We start from the raw sequence: 17,607 nt of genomic DNA, 5'->3' as shown, positions 1-17,607 counted from the left end.
GTTGAGTCTGTATTGTTTTCAAGTCTTCGCCTGTTTCTGAATGAATGACCGAAGACGTCGCGCTTCTCTCATTTATTTATATAAGAGTGATTTTTAATAATAGGTAATACGCCATTTAAGCTATTTATCGGTACATTTATTGGTTCGTATTGGAAAAGCCTAAACAAAATTTGGTATTACTTATGAAAAACTGTACAAAATTAGTACTTGTCTTCTTTTTGATCCCGGCCGTACTCTTCGGGCAGTCAAAAAAGGGAGCCAAGGGCGGAGATAAACTAGATAAACTCAAAGCTGAGGCCATGGCCGCTGTGGAGGCCAACAAGGAGCAGGCTCAGCAAATCAACGATATGTTGTTCAGCTTTGCCGAACTGGGCTTTCAGGAAGAAGAGTCGTTTAAATACCTAACGACGCTCCTCGAAAAAGAAGGCTTCACGGTGAAGAAAGGCGTTGCCGGAATCCCGACGGCCTGGATCGCTACATGGGGGTCGGGGAAGCCGCTGATCGCTATTGGCTCCGATATCGACTGTATTCCCAAAGCCAGTCAGAAACCCGGTGTGGCTTACAAAGACCCGATTGTTGAGGGGGCTCCGGGCCACGGCGAAGGCCATAACTCCGGGCAGGCACTCAACATTGTGGCGGTGCTGGCGGTGAAGAAACTGATGGAACGGGAAAAAATTCCCGGCACGCTCATGCTTTGGCCGGGCGTTGCGGAAGAACTCGTGGGTACCAAAGCGTTCTACATTCGGGATGGCTACTTCAAAGATGTGGACGCCTGTATTTTCACGCACGTGGGGAATAACCTCGGTGTTTCCTGGGGCGATAACGGCTACAACGGCCTGGTATCGGTTCGGTTCAACTTCGAAGGTCAGGCAGCTCACGCAGCGGGTGCCCCCTGGCGCGGTCGGTCGGCGCTGGATGCGGTCGAGTTAATGAACATTGGCTGGAACTTCCGGCGCGAACACCTCGAATTGACCCAGCGCTCGCACTACGTTATCTCCGACGGGGGCGATCAGCCCAATGTGGTCCCTTCCAAAGCCGCCGTCTGGTACTACTTCCGTGAACGTACCTATCCGAAAATCAAGAAGCTTTTCGAAACGGGGGTCAAGATGGCTGAGGGAGCTGCTATGATGACCGACACCAAATTCACTTATGAAATTCTGGGGTCGGCCTGGCCGGTGCACACGAACCGCCCGATTGCTGCGGCCATGTACGACAACATCAAGAAAGTAGGTTTGCCCACCTGGACCGACGATGATCAGTTGCTGGCCCGGGCTTCTCAACTGGAATTGCAGGCACCTAAGGTGGAAGGTCTGGCCGTCAAACTGGATTCGATGGGTATGCCGACATCTACGGCTCCTGTGGTGATGATGGGTGGCCAGGCGATGACGCCCATGGGGGGCGGCTCGGATGATATTGCCGATATCTCGTGGTCACTACCAACCATCGTTCTGCGCTACCCTAGTAACATTCCAGGCCTGCCTGGTCACCACTGGGCTAATGCTATTTCCATGGCGACGCCTATTGCGCACAAAGGTATTGTGGCAGGTGCCAAAGCGGAGGCTATGACTTTGCTGGATATGCTGCTGAAACCGGAGATTATCAAGGAGGCCTGGGCGTATTACAAAGACGAACAGACCAAAGATATCAAGTACGAATCGTTGATTACGTCTAAGGAGCAACCGGCAATCTATCTGAATAAAAAGATTATGACCGAGTTCAAACCCAAGCTGGAGAAATTTTATTACGACCCAAGCAAGTACAAAACGTACCTGGAGCAATTGGGTATCAAGTACCCAACGGTGCGCGACGATCAGCGGGAAGCGGTGAAAAAAGAAGTGGAGAAGGAGAAGGCTGCGGCTAAAGTTTCGTCGTCGTCCTCGAGGTAATTTCTAAGGAGCAAGTCTATATATCCGAACGGGGTCTTTACTCACTATGAGTAAAGACCCCGTTCGGATATTCCAGTTTTAGAGCAATTAGTTCAGCACCACCTTCACCACCACCGGCTGGTGATCGGATGGATATCGTTGCTCTTTAGCGTCGGTCAGGACGCCATATTTTAGCACATCGAATTGCTTGCTGACAAAGATGTAGTCGATACGATTGTCCATAGGCGCATCGAATTTGAAGCTGTTGAACGTGCCTTCGGGGCCATAGGGAGGCATTTTGGTTACGTTATGCGCGTCGCTCAGCAGCGTCTGGATGGTCTTGACCTGCTCCGTTTCGGGCGTTGAATTCAAGTCGCCAACGAGGATAACGGGGGTGTTCTTCGCAATCGCCTTGATCTTCTCGACCATCAGTTTCCCCGACTGCCGACGGGCTTCAACGCCCTGGTGATCGAAATGGACGCTGAAGAAATAGAAGTTCTTCTTCGTTTTCAGGTCGTTGAACTTTGCCCACGAGCAAATCCTGTTGCAACAGGTAGCATCCCAGCCCTTGCCGGGTTTGTCGGGTGTTTCGCTCAGCCAGAAGTTACCGGACTCCAGAGGTTTAAACCGGTCTTTTTTGTAGAAAATCGCCGAGTGCTCGCCCGCTTCCTTCCCGTCATCACGACCCGCGCCCAGAAACGCGAATTCAGTCAGTTCGGCTACATCATTTAACTGGTCGCGCAGGGCTTCCTGAGTTCCGAACAGGTCGAACTCATGAAACCGAATTAACGCTTTTACATTCTCTTTCCGGTTCGGCCAGGCGTTCACGCCGTCGCCTTTATTGTTGTAGCGGAGGTTGTAGGTGGCAACCGTAATTGGGGTATCTTTTTGAGCGAACGTAGTTGTTGTTAGTAAACTGCCAAGCAGGATAAAAAGCAAAATGCGCATTTTGGTTGAGTTTAAAGGGATTATTAATTTGTGGTTTGTAGTCTGTGGAGCTCCAGGTGGCGCTGGCCATAAGACCCTCTACAGACTACAAACCATAAATTAGCTTACTTCTACCAGCCTGGGTTCTGGCCTAATTTCGGATTAATCAATCGGTCGGTCTCCGGAATGGGGTAGAGGTAGAACTTTTCATCCCATTTCCGTGAAATGTTATTTAGCCAGGTCAACTCCCCGAACGTATCGTTTTTCAGGCGCTGTGGATTCGTTACGCCGTTGACCGTTTCGGCCACATTGATGTACGTTACGCCCGGCAGTTGGGTGGCGGGTTTGACCTTGTAGAAAACGACATCGTTCTTACCGTCTTCGTTCAAATCCAGCGGTGTGTCGAGGGCCGGTACGTAGAAACCGTTCCAGGTCTGCTCCATCAATGGTCCCCGGTTCCAGCGGATAATATCGGAGAACCGGAAGCCTTCGAACACCAGCTCGATTCCCCGTTCGCGACGAATTTCCAGCAGGGTTGCGTCCGAAATATCCGGGAAATAGTTGGCTTTCAGGTACGGATCAACGACCACCGGCTTGACCGATAAGCCTGCCGTAATACCTGCCCGTTTCCGCAAAGCGCCCACGGTTTTCGACCAGTCTTCGTTGGTGAGCGTACCCAGTTCGGTTTTGGCTTCGGCGTAGTTAAGCAGGATTTCGGCATAGCGCATGAGGGAAATAGAATTGATGTTGCGCGTGCCGCCATCGTAATACGTATCGTCCAGCGACCATTTGATGGGCATGTAACCCGTGTAGGTGTAAGAAAAAATGGGTGGCGCAGGCTCAACCGCTCCGGCGTTCGTGCGGGTGTAATTGCCCATCCGAATCGTCTGTTGCAGGCGCTTGTCGCGGCCTTTTACTTCGTCCATGAACGTCAGCGTCTGGTAACCCGGCTTATCCGTAAAGGGTGTTCCATCGATGTTCAGATACGTATTGACAAACGTTCTGATAAGGCTTACCCGCGAGCCATACGTAGCGCTGGTCCACCACCAGTTGGCGTCATTATACACGCTCAATGTGGCATCTGAAACGGCCGACAGCATGATCTCGTTGGTGACCGGTGTGTTGTTGATGAACAATTGCCGGTAGGATTTATCCGTACCGCCCGTTTCGTTGAGGCTGAATCCACCTTCTTTCATCACGACATCGGCGGCTTTTACCGATTCATTCAGCCACTTATCGGCAGTGCTGCCCAGGCTATAGCTGGTCCGGTATTTCCGGAAGGTGCCCTCAAACAAGCACACCCGCGACTTAAACCCGTACGCTACGTATTTGGTAACCAGGCTGCGGGTATTGTCGCCGGTCGTTTTGATATTCTGGGTAGCATAATCGAGGTCGGCCAGCACCGAATCCATCACCGTGGCGCGTGGGTCGCGGCCATTATACAACGTCGGATCATCGATGGTCATGGCTTTCCCAATCCAGGGCACATCGCCAAACCGCTTTACTTTATCGAAATAAAACCAGGCTCTGAAAAAGCGGGCCAGTCCAATATAATGCCGACGGGTTTCGGCGGGAACGGTCGGGTCGGTGCAGTTGGCAATAAAGTAGTTGATGTTCCGCAACGGTCGCCAATCCCAACCCGTGCTCTGACGAGGGCCATAGGCCCCATCCCGCAGGAAGTCCGGCACCTGCGTGCGGGCTGAGAAATCAGCCATTTCGTCGCTTCGGATAATATCGTTTCCGTTGGGCAAAACGCCCGTGTTTGTACCTTCGTAAAATGAGTTTACGTATAAATCCAGTCCGCCAGTATTACTAAATACCGCTTCTCGGGAGGCAGTGGATTCCGGGATCTGTTCCAGCTCACTGCATCCGGCCGCAAAAAGGCCGATCAGGAGAAGCCAGCTATAGTTTGTGTTCATAAGTAATCAAGGTTTTGGTTAGAACGTGGCCGATAATCCCATGGTGAAACTCTTCAGAATCGGGTAGTTATTGCCGTTGCCACTGCTGTTGCTGTTGGGGTCATTGTTCGTTGGCGGGCTCAACACGGTATCGGAACGGCCAATATTCTCAATGTCCAGGTCCCGGGTGATTTTATATAATGGTGACCAGGAGAAGAGATTTTCGCCCGATACAAACACCCGTGCACTGCTCATCCCCACTTTCTGAATCAGCGTTCGGGGTAGGTTGTAGCCAAACTGAATATTCTTCATCCGAACGTAAGCCGCGTTTTGCAGATACTTCGTTTGCGCCTGGGCCAGTTCGCCCGAGCCGTTCTGCGCAACATAGCCCCGGTAGCGGGGGAGATACGCGTCGGGGTTTTGCTCCGACCAGATGTTGCCCAACTGCCATTCGGGTATCTTGTTGTAGGGCCGGTTGTACTGGCCCCAGAAAATACCGGCTTCGGAACCCGGCCACCAATCCTGCTTCCCAACGCCCTGGAAGAAGGCCGAGAAAAAGAAGTTGTTCCAGTCAGCGTTAAGCATTACACCATACGTATACCGTGGTGTCGAGTTGCCGATAATCCGCCGGTCGCCGGGGTTACCTACGGTGTTGTCGCCGTTGTTAATGACGCCATCGCCGTTGAGGTCGCGGAATTTAATGTCGCCGGGGAGCAACTGGCCCGTGTTGGAGGCTTTGTAGAGGGTTTGCTTCGCCGATTTGGCGATGTCATCCGTCGAGGTGAAGAACCCCGCCGTTTCGAACCCCCAGATTTCCCCCAGTTTCTGACCCGCATAATAATCCGTCAGGCGCTGGTTCGGATTGTTGAACTTGTCGATGGTCGCCTGGTAATCGGACATCGTTAGCCGAACTTCATAATTGAAGGGCTTGCTGGCCACTTTACCTTTATCCCGCCAGGTCAGCACGGCTTCCCAACCTTTAGTCGTCAGGTCGGCATAGTTTCCTTTAGGTACGTCGGTGCCGAAAACGGCCGGTAGCGTCATGCCGGTTGTGAACATGCCCGTTGTTTTGCGGATGTAGGCGTCGCCCGTAAAGGTCAGGCGATTATTGAGCATACCCAAGTCGATGCCCAGGTCGGAGGTGGTGGAGGTTTCCCAGGTCAGACCGTTCGGAATAACGGTGGGCTGCCCCGTTTTTTGTGGTTTCACCCCATTCAGCACCCGGCCCGATTGAGAGATGGCAAACTGTTCCTGAAAGGCGTACGAACCAATACTGCCGTTACCCAGTGAGCCGTATGACGCCCGGATTTTCAGATCGGTAATGGCTTTTGGCGATACTTTCCAGAACGGCTCATTCGACACGCGCCAACCACCCGAAACGGATGGAAAAAAGGCATATCGCTGATCGGTCGGGAATTTGGACGATCCGTCATAGCGGCCATTCAACTCCACCAGATAACGTTCTTTGAACGCATAATTTAGCCGGTAAAAACCACCCAGAATGGCCCATTTTTCCGAGCCACCACTGGTCGTGATAGACTGTCCCAGGGCGAGGTTAATGTCTTTGGCATCGGGATAGATCAACCCGTTTCGCACGAGTTCGAGCCGTTTAAAGTTCGATTGCTCGTAGTTGTAGCCAACCAGCGCTTTCACGTAATGATTTGGGCTGAACCGTGGCTCATACTCAGCGTAGAGGTTTGTGGCTAGGTACTGCGTTTCCCGGTAGAGATTTTGCAGGTCATTGTAGTTCGTACCAACATACTCGATCACGCCTGGTTTGCGGCTGTAGGGAACCGGCACGCGCGTCCGGAATTCATTGTTATCGGTCGTCTGGAACGTAAAGTTGCCATTTACCCGAAGCTTATCGTCGAAAAATTTGGTCGAGAAATCGGCCGTATTCCGGAACACGCGCCGATCCATGTCGATGCCATTTTTGCCATACCAGAAGTCGCCGACGGTGTAAGCCGCCGAGTAGGTCAGCGTGCCATCGGGGTTGAACATTGGCGCCACGGTGTGGCCTTCATCCGAGATGTTGCGCCAGATACTGCCGCCCTCGCCCACGTTCAACGGATTGTGGTACTTCATGGACGAGAAGTCGGCGTTGTTGCCAATCTTCAGCCACGGATACAGCTGGATAGAGCCTTTGGCGCGTAAACTCAGAATTTTGTAATCATCAGAGTTGTACTTGAAAATACCGTCCTGGGTATAATACCGGCCTGTTACGTAAAAGTCAGCCTTGCCGCTGCTGCCCGAAAACGACAGGTTATGCTCCGTGGCACTGGTGTTCTTTTTGTAAAGCTCGCCGTACCAATCCATGTTTTCGTAGTACACATACTCGCCCGTGGTGGGGTCAACGGCTGTTTTGGGCAGGCTGGGATCGTTATTCCGGCGTTCCAGTTCCGTCAGGTAAGCGGGCGAAAACTTCACCGTCTTGTTGATGTTCTGGGGCGTCTGCGAGTAGTCGTTCCAGGCCGACCAGCCCTCGTTGAACATCTTCCCAAATTGATACCCATTCGTTACGTATTTCGGAACCGTCGTTGGGCTTTTGATCGAATGGTTGACCGAATAGGTAATGCTCGTCCGATCTTTCGTTGGACTTTTGGTCGTAATCAGCACAACGCCAAACGCACCCCGCGCCCCGTAGATGGCGGCCGAAGCAGCGTCTTTCAGCACCGAAACGGTGGCTACATCATTGGGGTTCAGACGGCTGGGATCGCCTTCAACACCATCGATCAGAACCAGCGCACTGCCCCCCTGCCCAATGGACGTTGTGCCCCGGATGTTGTAAGACGGCGATTGCGTTGGTTTCCCATCGCCCATGGTTAAGTTGAGGTTAGGAATGGTTCCCTGTAAACCCTGGCTCAGGTTGGGTAATGATCGGTTTTCGAGCACTTCGCTCGTGACCTGATCAACGGCACCCGTCAAATTAACTTTCTTCTGAGTACCATAACCTACGACTACTACCTCGTCCAGCGATTTGGAATCGGCCTTGAGCGTTACGCTCAGCACGCTTTGATTACCCACTAAAATCTCCTGCGGCAAGTAGCCAACGAAGGAAAAGATCAGGGTCGCCGAACCATCCGGAACCGTGATCTTATACTGACCTTTGGCATCGGTCGTGGTGCCGCGTTGCGTACCTTTTACAACAACGCTGACGCCCGGCAGCACCTCACCTTTCTCATCGCTGATTGTACCCGTTATGGTCTGATCAGCACGGGCCACGGTCAGAAGCGAAAAAGTAGTGCTGGGTTTAGTTTGATGAGACAACGCTTTAGGAAGCGTTTCCTCGGCTAAGGCCAGGTCACAGCATGCACCCAGCAGCAGAAACTGTAGAGGCATTATCCTGACGACCGACATTCTGTTCAGGTAAAGAGGTTTCATCATGTTCGTGGTATGTTCATAAAAAAGGAGGAACTAACAAATTTGTAGAGTTGCTCTATGGAACTACATATAGAAGTGAGCGTTAAAATCCGCTTAGTGCGCTGCAAAAGTAGTGGTGGCCATATTAAGGGACCGTTAACGATACCGGGCGTATGTTAAGCTTTTTTTACTGGCTGGATGCTCTGCTGGCTGTAGCGAACAGCGTATAAACACAAATACCCGGCAGTCTAAATCGACCACCGGGCATTCACGTAGGTGAGGGTAGAAAATATTACTTGTTCGTGCTGGTGTGCGCGTGCCGTATTTCACGTGCCATGTTCATGAGCCGTTTCCAGCATCGGCCAATGGTTTTCTTATCTTCTACTTTTTTATCTTTTGCGACCGCCGTTGTTACCGCTGGTTCTGGTTTAGCTGGCGCGTTTCGGACTAAAACAGCTGTTTTGTCCAGATTGACCGGTCGTGTTTGCGTGTCTATAAGGGGTACTTTGGTCAAGAGCGATGTAGTCGTGAAGGCATCTCGCGCGGGCATCGCGCTGACTTCTGAAGAGATAAGCGGGCAGATTAGTAGCGAGGCAATGGAAAAATAACCCGTTGCGGTTCTTCTTAAATTGATTCTCATAAAGAAATTGAGTTTAGTATCCCTATTGATGTACATCTATGACGACTGCAACGTGGAATGCCTTCATCACAAATATATGTAATAGTATTATTGCTTCATATATTTGCATTAAGTAATTGTAAAATAATTAGTCTACTGGTGGCTGCTGCAAACACAGTGCCAACTTTTTTTTGCCTGGCTACTATTTTTGCCGATCAATATACTGTCAGGAAAGAAAGTTCTTATGGATTTGGGTGCGGGTAGCGAGATTGTCGCAATTCCCTGCAAACAGATGAAGAGCGGATATGCGAGAATAACGTACAAGCTCATCTTAGTAGTATGTCTCTGCAAAAACGCCCGACAGAAACTGTTATCTTTGTGTCATTGTTTGTGATAGACTATGTTTGAGAACCTTCAGGATAAATTAAATAAGGCCATAAAGACCTTAAAGGGACAGGGCCGTATTACCGAAATCAACGTTGCCGCGACGATTAAAGAAGTCCGTCGCGCGCTGACAGATGCCGACGTTAACTATAAAGTGGCGAAGGAAATCACGGATCGTATTCGTGAAAAAGCACTCGATCGCAAGGTGCTTATATCGGTTGAACCCGGCCAGTTGTTCGTCAAGATCGTGCAGGAAGAACTGACCGAACTGATGGGAGGGGAAGCCCAAAGCATCAATATCAAAGGTGATCCGGCGATCATCCTGATCGCGGGTTTACAGGGTTCTGGTAAAACAACCTTCTCAGGTAAGCTCGCTTCATATCTCAAAAAGCAGGGTCGGGGTGTGCAACTGATTGCCGCCGACATCTACCGTCCGGCTGCTATCGACCAGTTAAAAGTGCTGGGCGAGCAGGTTGGGGTAGAGGTTTACGCGGAGCCAGAAAACAAAAATGCCGTTGAGATTGCCCAGAACGGTATTGCTCTGGCTAAGAAAAATGGGAAGAAAATAGTCATTGTGGATACCGCCGGTCGTTTGGCCGTCGATGAAGCCATGATGCAGGAGATCGAAGCGCTGAAGAAAGCCATTGCTCCTAGCGAGACGTTGTTCGTTGTGGATTCCATGACCGGACAGGATGCGGTCAATACCGCCAAAACATTCAACGAGCGGCTAAACTTCGACGGTGTCGTGCTGACCAAACTCGACGGCGATGCACGGGGCGGAGCGGCCCTATCCATCAAGACGGTCGTTAACAAACCCATCAAGTTCATCAGTACGGGCGAAAAAATGGAAGCCCTCGACGTGTTCTATCCTGATCGGATGGCGAGCCGGATTTTGGGCATGGGTGATGTTATTTCTCTGGTAGAGCGGGCGCAGCAGGCATTCGACGAAGACGAAGCCAAGCGCATCAATGCCAAAATGCGGAAGAACCAGTTCGACTTCGACGATTTCCTGTCGCAGTTGCAGCAGATCAAGAAGATGGGTAACGTCAAAGACCTGCTTGGGATGATTCCGGGGATGGGCAAGATGATCAAAGACCTGGACATTGACAATGACTCGTTCAAACCTATCGAAGCCATCATTAGCTCGATGACGCCTAAAGAACGCAGTCGCCCCGATATTATCGATGGCAGCCGCAAGAAACGCATAGCTGCCGGTAGCGGCACGAACATCACGCAGGTGAATAACCTGCTGAAGCAGTTCGATGAGATGCGGAAGATGATGAAGAAAATGAACACCATGCAGGCATCGGGCAAAATGCCTAAGATGACGCGGTAAGAGTGGTCTTGGGTTTGTGGTTTACGGTTTGTTGTTCACGTCAGCCAACGACAAACTGTAAACCACAAACTTTATAAAGCCAGGTAGTAGGCCCGTTTTGCGGGCTCAAATCGTTCAATGGCGTAACGAAGGGCCGTACGGGGCATCTTGCTGACGTTGTCGTGCAGAAACTCTTCCAGCGCATCTGCATTGCGTTTGCCCACCTCCCTGAGCATCCAGCCGACAGCTTTGTGAATAAGGTCATGCTTATGAGGCAACAGCTGTTCGGCAATGGCAAACGTGTCGCTGAACTGACCCGCCCGAATCAGCGATAAGGTGGACACGATCGCTATTCGCTGGCTCCATAAGTTAGTTTCGCTGGCTAGTTCGTAAAGAAACGATCGGTCGTTCTTCAGGGCGTATTTGCCAAGAATATGGGTACAGCTAACATCGACCAGATCCCAATTATTGATGTAGCGTCGATTGGCCAGGTAGCGTTCCCGAATGATTGCCTGCTGAGCCGGAGTCGTTTTACTGGATTGATTGACCCAAATAAGCAACCCGACCATTCTGCATTCGTGGAGCGGGTCCTGTACTAATTTTTCTACTTCTGTTAATGATAGATCGCTGTATTGGTTGACTATCACCCGTTGTTGGGGCATTGAAAGTCCCAGAAATTGATCACCTTCGGCATATTGGCCCGGTCCGGTCTTGAAAAAACGGGCTAGGGCAGTGGCCCGCTCCGGCTGGGCCAGACTTATCAATGTACTTCTGACATCGGTAGAAGTTAATTCCATATGAACAAAAGAAAAGGCAGAAATTCGCATGAATCTCTGCCCATTAGCTGGAACGTAAACTACGTCTGATCAATCATTTAATTTCGAACGCACAAACTCCTGTTCAGACAACATGGGTAGGGAGTAAAGCATGGTCCTGTTCCGTTCGAAAGTCGGTCGGTCAAGGTCGGCTGCCAGGTATTGTCCTTTTGTAAAAGCCTCTACCATGCGCTTGATCATGTCGGCATCGCTGGGACGCTCTTCATCGTCGAGCAACAGCACATCGGCTTCATCCTGATAGGGACGAATAATGCCGGGCGTTTCGGGACGAATGATCGTTGTACCGTTGTAGCTGGTTGGCGTTTGCTTGTCGTCCGACTTAACACTTAATCCTGGAAGAGCGGGATCAACGTCTTCGCCGTCGCTATCGACCAGTACCAGTTCTTCTTTGGTATCCTCTTGGTCCTGACTGCCTTCGGGGAAATCAACAAGTACAGACTCTGGCTCAGGCGCAGCAGCAACCTCAGGTAAGGTCGTATCCTTCAACTGATCCATCAGGGTCGTGGTGCCGTCGAAGCCTGCTGCAATGATCGTTACGCGCAGATTTTCGCCAAGGTTATCGTCCGTAATGGCGCCGAACTTAAACATCTTGGCTTCGCTCTGAATTTTTTTAGCGACGTGCTCCGAAATAGCCATCTGTTCTTTCAACCGCATGGCATGTTCCTTGCTCGATGAGATTGTGAGCAGAATCCGTTTGGCTCCCCGAATATCATGGTCATTGAGCAATGGCGAATTCAGAGCGGCTTCGATAGCCCGTAGCGCACGGTCTTCGCCCCCGATCTCGGCCGATCCCATTACGGACTGCCCAGCCTGTTCGAGGACTTTCTTGACGTCGGCAAAGTCAGCGTTGATATCGCCCTGTGTCGTAATGATCTCTGCGATACTTTTCACCGCGTTCGCCAATACATCATCGGCATGCGCGTAGGCTTCTGTCCAGGTTAGTTCGCTATACAACTCTGCTAGCTTATCGTTCAGGACAACCAGTACTGTATCGCAGCTGTTCTTTAGTTTCTCGATACCCTCGCGGGCCTGCTCTTTCTTGTCGGTTCCTTCGTACCAGTACGGGGCCGTCACAACAGCCACGGTTAGTAGGCCCATTTCGCGTGCCACCTCAGCGACTACAGGCGCTGCGCCCGTACCCGTACCACCGCCCATGCCTGCCGTAATGAACACCATTTTGGTAGGAGGAGCCAGCAAATTTCGAATTTCATCAATACTGGCACGAGCCGCATCTTCACCGGCTTTGGCTTCGGTACCTGCGCCCAATCCATCGCCTAGTTGCAGCTTGGTTGGCACGGGGTTACTCATAAGGGCTTGGCGGTCAGTATTGCATACCGCAAAACTGACATCCTGCATTTTTAATTTGTGCATGTGCTTGACGGCATTGCCGCCCATGCCGCCCACGCCAACAACCTTAATAATGATTGGGTTGTCGTCTGGAAGTTCGAATCTATAGCCCTGACTATTCATCGTGTGGGTATGTGGTGTCTGTTCGTTGTGAAAACTGCCTGCTTGCCTTTGTTCCGGCTTAGACCGGTTTTGGTCGATCATCAATACGTATCGGTTTCGTTACCCCGGGTTGGTTGAAGTGCTTCTTTAAGCTTATCAAACCAACTTTTCTTCGGTTCGGGCTCGGGCATCTTAACGCTGGATGGCGGTTTGGTGGTGCTGCTTCCTGTTGGGTAAACGGGGCGAACGGGAACAACAGGCTGCTCGTCTTCTTTGTAAGCCCGATTCGGATCACTGATAAACGAGATTCGGTTATCAATCGTTTTGTAACCCGCCCAGACCAGACCCACAGCCGTGGCATATGCCGGGTCGCCCACTAAGTCGGCCCGGCCATTGGGTTCAAGATGCTCCGGATAACCAACGCGAACTTCTTCAACACCCGTTACCCGACCAAAAATGTGCTCGACACCTGGAATCAGGGCCGACCCGCCGGTCAATACAATACCGCCCAGTAACTTGCCATCGTAGCCCGACCGAATAATTTCTGCCTGAACCAGGGCGGCAATTTCACGGAGCCGGTCTTCAATAATGACGGCTACATTTTTGAGTAGCACATCTTTAGGCTTACGGTTGCTAAGGCCCGGTACGGCAACAACTTCGTTGAGGTTGTATTCGCCGGGGTTAGCGCTGCCAAATTTTTTCTTGAGGAGTTCGGCCTGATTGGGGAGAATTTTGCACCCAGCCTGAATATCAGACGTCAGGCTGTTTCCAGCCCAGGGAAATACGGCGACATGGCGTAATACATTTCGGTAATAAATAGCCATTTCGGTAGTGCCACCCCCAATATCGACCAGAGCAACGCCCGCATATTTCTCTTCGTCGGTCAACACCGCCAGCCCCGATGCCAGCGCCGACAGCATCATGGTATCCTGCGCCAGGTTGTTGCGCAGAATGCATTTGCGAATGTTTCGGGCTGCGTTGGCCTGGGCTGTAATGAGTTGAAAATCAGCACCTAGTTTAACGCCGTTTCGGCCAACCGGTTGATTGACACTGGTTTCGTTATCGACCACAAAGTCCATTGGTAAGACATGGATAATTTCCTTGTCTGCCGGAATAGAGGTACGATACATATCATTGAGCAAGTGGTCAATGTCTTCGATCTGCACTTCATCGCCCGAAGACGACCGGGTAATGCTACCGCTTGACTTGACCGACGTTACGTGCGAACCACTGAAGCTGACGTTAACCAAATGAATGTTTAAATTCGATTGGTTCGATGCATCAGCGACTGCCCGTTTAATGGCATTTACTGTATTATTGACATTGACAACAGAGCCTTTTGCTACGCCATCGGTCAAGTTCGTTTCGCCCACACCCAATACTTCGAGTGTTTCCTGTTCTTTATTGTTTCGAATCAATCGACCGGCAACCGCACATACTTTGGTGCTGCCAATGTCCAGACCCACCACTATTTTCTCGTCCATGCCCGTTGGTATCATTCGCACACTATTTGATTTCGATACTGAACGCTTACCCGACTATATCGGTCCCAACCTTTAGCCGGTAGAACGTCTGTATACACTAGTTTCAATTTCTTCAGTTTCTCGTCTATTTCCGTCGGTGGCCCAAAGTCAATGGTATGATTACCCACTTGAGGCCACATCGTTATCTCGCCCCGCTCATCGACCGACAATTCGGTAATCTGTGCCCGCCAAAAGGGATCATCATGAATCCGTTTCAGCAAGTCCAGCAACGGCCTGTTTCGCTCATTGGCTAGCGAACGGTTCTGGGCAAAATAACTACCCGTCAAAACCGGCACACGAGCCGAGTAATTCATTGATACCGGAAAAAAACGCCCTTCTTCACTTACATACTGTCCTGATACCTGTCGCGCTCCATCACCCGAAGGCATTAGCCTAGCCAACGGGCGGGGTTGCTCAATCACGACGAGGAGACTACCGCTTAAGTCGCGAAAAACCTGGCATTTTTTTACTAAGCCATGTTGTTGTAACCTCGTTTCCAGCTTACGCAAATCGACCTCGCCATAATTCTCACCAATAACCGGATCTGCTCCCTGATTGGTCAAATACCCCATCACATCCCGACGCGTCAGAAAACGATGACCATCAACCTGATCCAACTGAATAATTACCTCACGGACAGACTTTTGGCCATGCCGAATTTCGGTAAAAGCAATGAGCCCAAACAGGCATAAAACACTTCCGGCCGTGAGTAACCACTTTTTGGATGAATTAAAGGTAGAAAACATCTGTAAATAAGCTGGATTGTTTCTTGGATATATTTATCTATTGGTCTACAAGTATGTTTTTTAAAGGAATTAACATTTGGTCAATGTCTCCCGCACCAATGGTTACAAGTAATGTGGGTTTCATTTGTCGAAGAACGTCCGGTAATTCAGCTTTGGTGCATTTTTTCTTTGTTTTCGAGTGAACGTCCTTAAAAATCAAATCTGAGGTGACGCCTTCTATGGGTAATTCACGGGCCGGATAAATATCCAGTAGAATAACATGGTCGGCTAACGACAAACTTTCTGCAAAACCTTCGGCAAAATCCCGGGTACGACTAAATAAATGGGGTTGAAAGATAGCCGTTACTTCCCGATCTGGATAAAGTGCCTTCACCGATGACAGAAAGGCCTGTACCTCAGCCGGGTGGTGAGCGTAGTCATCGATAAATACGACAGAATCAGTTTTCAGGATGTACTCGAACCGACGGCGAACCCCTCGGTAACTATTGAGTGCCAACCGAATAGCCTCCGGCGAGACGCCGACTTCAAGCGCAACGGCTCCCGCAGCCACCGCATTCTCGACATTGTGGAAGCCCGGAACGGTCAACTGAATGTCGGTAATAACACCGCCTGGGTAAACCAGGTCGAAGATGAACGTAGCCTGCTCGATCCGTAAGTTCTGGCTATAATAGTCCCCTTCCGTCAATGAATAGGGGCGAACCGAGGCCTTTGTTTTATCGGCAAGGGACAAGCCCTGCTTCATGAACAGCACACCCTCGGGCTCGATCTGGCTCACAAATTTGCCAAATGAGTCGAGAACAGCGTCATGGGCTCCATAAATGTCCAGATGGTCGGCATCGGTGGAGGTGACAATGGCGTAGGTTGGAAACAGGGTTAGAAAAGAGCGGTCAAACTCATCGGCTTCGACGACACACACTACCGACCGGAGGTCGTCGGCGGGTTGGTTAAGCAGAAAGTTTGTGCCATAATTATTAGTGATACCCCCCAGGAAAGCCGCGCAGTTGACCCCGGCATCGCGTAGAATATGCGCCACCATCGACGATGTCGTGGTTTTTCCGTGCGTGCCGGCAACGCCAATCGTGGTCATCTGACCTGCCAGTAGCCCCAGTACCTGTGAGCGTTTCTGGAGGATAAATCCCTGTTCCGTGAGGTATATATATTCGGAATGAGTTTTAGGAATGGCAGGTGTATAGATGACCAGCGTTTCGGCTGGGTTTTCCCGAAACTGAGCCGGAATCTGCTCAATATCATCGGCAAAGTGAATAACCATCCCTTCTGCCTCAAGCGCTTCGGTAAGCGCCGTGGGGGTTTTGTCATATCCGCCTACAGCATAGCCATTTACCCGAAACCATCGGGCGAGTGCACTCATACCGATTCCGCCGATTCCCAGAAAATAAATGTACTTAAATTGGTTTACTGTCATTCTTGTTGGGAGGATGGAGCAGATGAGCACGGATATACGTCACATGCTTATACACTACTCCATTTAACCTCATTTTGTTAAGTTTACTACTTCATTCGCAATATCCCGAGCCGCATTTGGCCGGGCAAACGTCTTTATCTGCTGACTTAATTGCTGCTGTTGGGTCTTGTTCGCCAACAGATTCAGAGCCGCTGTAACCAGTTCCTGTCTGGCTGTTCGGTCATTCACGAGCAGCGCAGCGCTATGGTCGACCAAACTCATAGCGTTTTTGGTTTGATGGTCTTCGGCAGCTGCGGGAAACGGCACTAAAATGGCCGGACGGCCAACGAGACATAACTCCGATACGGACAACGCACCCGCCCGCGACACCACCGAATCGGCAACAGCGTAGGCTTTGTCCATGTCGTAAATAAAATCATAGGCCTTGATCAAGTCTGATCCAATAGTGGCTATGGCTGTTTTTGCCCGTTCGATGAAGCCTGAACCCGTTTGCCAGATCACCTGAATACCCGCGTCAACGAAGCGTTGCAGTCCAGTTTCTATGCTCTCGTTTATTGTACGGGCTCCCTGGCTTCCTCCAATAATCAACAAGGTGGGCCGGTTGCTTTCCAAGCCAAAAAGCGCCCGGCCATCCGCTATTTTCTCGCCCGAAAACTGAATATCACTGCGAACGGGGTTGCCCGTGATCTTGATCTTTTCGGCCGGGAAAAACGCATCCATACCGGGATAGGCTACGCAAATGCGCTTCGCCCAGCGGGCCAGCACTTTATTTGTCAGACCCGCATACGAATTTTGTTCCTGGATTAGGGTTGGCGTTCCATTCATAGACGCGGCCAGAAGAAGGGGGCCGCTGGCGTAACCACCCACACCTACGGCTACGTCGGGCCTGAAATCGCGAACAATTTGCCGGGCCCGAAGCAGACTAGTGCCCAATTTGAAGGGAAAGGCCAGGTTTGCCAGTGTCAGTTCGCGTTTGATCCCAACAATGGGCAGGCCCACGATGGTATAGCCAGCACGGGGCACTTTTTCCATCTCCATTTTCCCTTCGGCACCCACGAAGAGAATTTCTGTTGATGCGTCAATGGCCTTGAGTTCGTTGGCAATCGCAATAGCCGGATAGATATGCCCTCCAGTACCGCCCCCACTAATAATAACTTTCATCCAGTATGTGGTTTACAGTTTGTGGTTTACGGTTTGTGGTTTACGGTAAGGTCATTCATCACGACCAACGTTCCTCAAACCATAAACAGTAAGCCACAAAC

At 50.8% G+C, this 17,607-nt stretch carries 12 protein-coding genes; 2 read left to right on the top strand and 10 right to left on the bottom strand.

Annotated elements, in window-relative coordinates; translation table 11 throughout:
* Positions 1–182 precede the first annotated feature (182 nt).
* Complete coding sequence (locus ACYVAM_RS22625; protein ID WP_461071288.1) at positions 183–1,886, top strand: amidohydrolase; 1,704 nt, start codon at positions 183–185, stop codon at positions 1,884–1,886.
* Positions 1,887–1,973: 87 nt separating this feature from the next.
* Here ACYVAM_RS22625 and ACYVAM_RS22620 read toward each other — a convergent pair whose 3' ends face one another.
* The 4 genes from ACYVAM_RS22620 to ACYVAM_RS22605 all read right to left on the bottom strand — a co-directional run bounded on the left by ACYVAM_RS22620 (position 1,974) and on the right by ACYVAM_RS22605 (position 8,690).
* Positions 1,974–2,813, bottom strand: coding sequence for an endonuclease/exonuclease/phosphatase family protein (locus ACYVAM_RS22620; RefSeq protein WP_461071286.1), 840 nt, complete (start codon positions 2,811–2,813; stop codon positions 1,974–1,976).
* 110 nt (positions 2,814–2,923) lie between these two features.
* Positions 2,924–4,711, bottom strand: coding sequence for a RagB/SusD family nutrient uptake outer membrane protein (locus tag ACYVAM_RS22615; RefSeq protein ID WP_461071284.1), 1,788 nt, complete (start codon positions 4,709–4,711; stop codon positions 2,924–2,926).
* 18 nt (positions 4,712–4,729) lie between these two features.
* A complete protein-coding gene (locus ACYVAM_RS22610) occupies positions 4,730–8,074 on the bottom strand; it encodes a SusC/RagA family TonB-linked outer membrane protein (RefSeq protein WP_461071282.1) in 3,345 nt (1,114 codons plus the stop codon).
* 268 nt (positions 8,075–8,342) lie between these two features.
* Positions 8,343–8,690 carry a hypothetical protein gene (locus tag ACYVAM_RS22605; protein ID WP_461071280.1) on the bottom strand — a complete coding sequence of 116 codons (348 nt, stop codon included), beginning with the start codon at positions 8,688–8,690 and terminating at the stop codon, positions 8,343–8,345.
* Positions 8,691–9,069: 379 nt separating this feature from the next.
* Between ACYVAM_RS22605 and ffh the strand changes: the two genes are divergently transcribed.
* A complete protein-coding gene (gene ffh, locus ACYVAM_RS22600) occupies positions 9,070–10,389 on the top strand; it encodes a signal recognition particle protein (RefSeq protein ID WP_461071278.1) in 1,320 nt (439 codons plus the stop codon).
* A 71-nt stretch (positions 10,390–10,460) separates the two neighbouring features.
* Here the strand turns inward: ffh and ACYVAM_RS22595 are convergent, their stop codons facing one another.
* The 6 genes from ACYVAM_RS22595 to murG form a co-directional block, all read right to left on the bottom strand.
* On the bottom strand, positions 10,461–11,165 hold the full coding sequence (locus tag ACYVAM_RS22595; RefSeq protein WP_461071276.1) for a DNA alkylation repair protein: 705 nt from the start codon (positions 11,163–11,165) through the stop codon (positions 10,461–10,463).
* A 69-nt stretch (positions 11,166–11,234) separates the two neighbouring features.
* Positions 11,235–12,674, bottom strand: coding sequence for a cell division protein FtsZ (ftsZ, locus tag ACYVAM_RS22590; protein WP_461071687.1), 1,440 nt, complete (start codon positions 12,672–12,674; stop codon positions 11,235–11,237).
* Positions 12,675–12,754: 80 nt separating this feature from the next.
* Positions 12,755–14,152: a cell division protein FtsA gene (gene ftsA, locus ACYVAM_RS22585; protein ID WP_461071274.1), complete on the bottom strand. Its 1,398-nt coding sequence runs from the start codon at positions 14,150–14,152 to the stop codon at positions 12,755–12,757.
* Positions 14,149–14,922, bottom strand: a complete 774-nt coding sequence (locus ACYVAM_RS22580; RefSeq protein ID WP_461071272.1) for a cell division protein FtsQ/DivIB — start codon at positions 14,920–14,922, stop codon at positions 14,149–14,151. The genes ftsA and ACYVAM_RS22580 overlap by 4 nt, the downstream gene beginning before the upstream one ends.
* A 37-nt stretch (positions 14,923–14,959) precedes the next feature.
* Positions 14,960–16,345, bottom strand: coding sequence for a UDP-N-acetylmuramate--L-alanine ligase (murC, locus tag ACYVAM_RS22575; RefSeq protein WP_461071270.1), 1,386 nt, complete (start codon positions 16,343–16,345; stop codon positions 14,960–14,962).
* A gap of 69 nt (positions 16,346–16,414) precedes the next feature.
* Positions 16,415–17,506 carry an undecaprenyldiphospho-muramoylpentapeptide beta-N-acetylglucosaminyltransferase gene (gene murG, locus ACYVAM_RS22570; RefSeq protein ID WP_461071268.1) on the bottom strand — a complete coding sequence of 364 codons (1,092 nt, stop codon included), beginning with the start codon at positions 17,504–17,506 and terminating at the stop codon, positions 16,415–16,417.
* Between the last annotated feature and the right edge of the window lie 101 nt (positions 17,507–17,607).

This window comes from Spirosoma horti (assembly GCF_054776595.1).
This window is presented reverse-complemented; position numbering and strand designations above follow the sequence as displayed.

Excerpts from the sequence above, each read along its gene's own strand:
- murG (WP_461071268.1), bottom strand. The coding sequence starts at position 17,506 with ATGAAAGTTATTATTAGTGGGGGCGGTACTGGAGGGCATATCTATCCG.
- ACYVAM_RS22605 (WP_461071280.1), bottom strand. The coding sequence starts at position 8,690 with ATGAGAATCAATTTAAGAAGAACCGCAACGGGTTATTTTTCCATTGCC.
- ffh (WP_461071278.1), top strand. The coding sequence starts at position 9,070 with ATGTTTGAGAACCTTCAGGATAAATTAAATAAGGCCATAAAGACCTTA.
- ftsZ (WP_461071687.1), bottom strand. The coding sequence starts at position 12,674 with ATGAATAGTCAGGGCTATAGATTCGAACTTCCAGACGACAACCCAATC.
- ACYVAM_RS22615 (WP_461071284.1), bottom strand. The coding sequence starts at position 4,711 with ATGAACACAAACTATAGCTGGCTTCTCCTGATCGGCCTTTTTGCGGCC.
- ftsA (WP_461071274.1), bottom strand. The coding sequence starts at position 14,152 with ATGATACCAACGGGCATGGACGAGAAAATAGTGGTGGGTCTGGACATT.
- ACYVAM_RS22595 (WP_461071276.1), bottom strand. The coding sequence starts at position 11,165 with ATGGAATTAACTTCTACCGATGTCAGAAGTACATTGATAAGTCTGGCC.
- ACYVAM_RS22625 (WP_461071288.1), top strand. The coding sequence starts at position 183 with ATGAAAAACTGTACAAAATTAGTACTTGTCTTCTTTTTGATCCCGGCC.
- ACYVAM_RS22620 (WP_461071286.1), bottom strand. The coding sequence starts at position 2,813 with ATGCGCATTTTGCTTTTTATCCTGCTTGGCAGTTTACTAACAACAACT.
- ACYVAM_RS22580 (WP_461071272.1), bottom strand. The coding sequence starts at position 14,922 with ATGTTTTCTACCTTTAATTCATCCAAAAAGTGGTTACTCACGGCCGGA.
- murC (WP_461071270.1), bottom strand. The coding sequence starts at position 16,345 with ATGACAGTAAACCAATTTAAGTACATTTATTTTCTGGGAATCGGCGGA.
- ACYVAM_RS22610 (WP_461071282.1), bottom strand. The coding sequence starts at position 8,074 with ATGATGAAACCTCTTTACCTGAACAGAATGTCGGTCGTCAGGATAATG.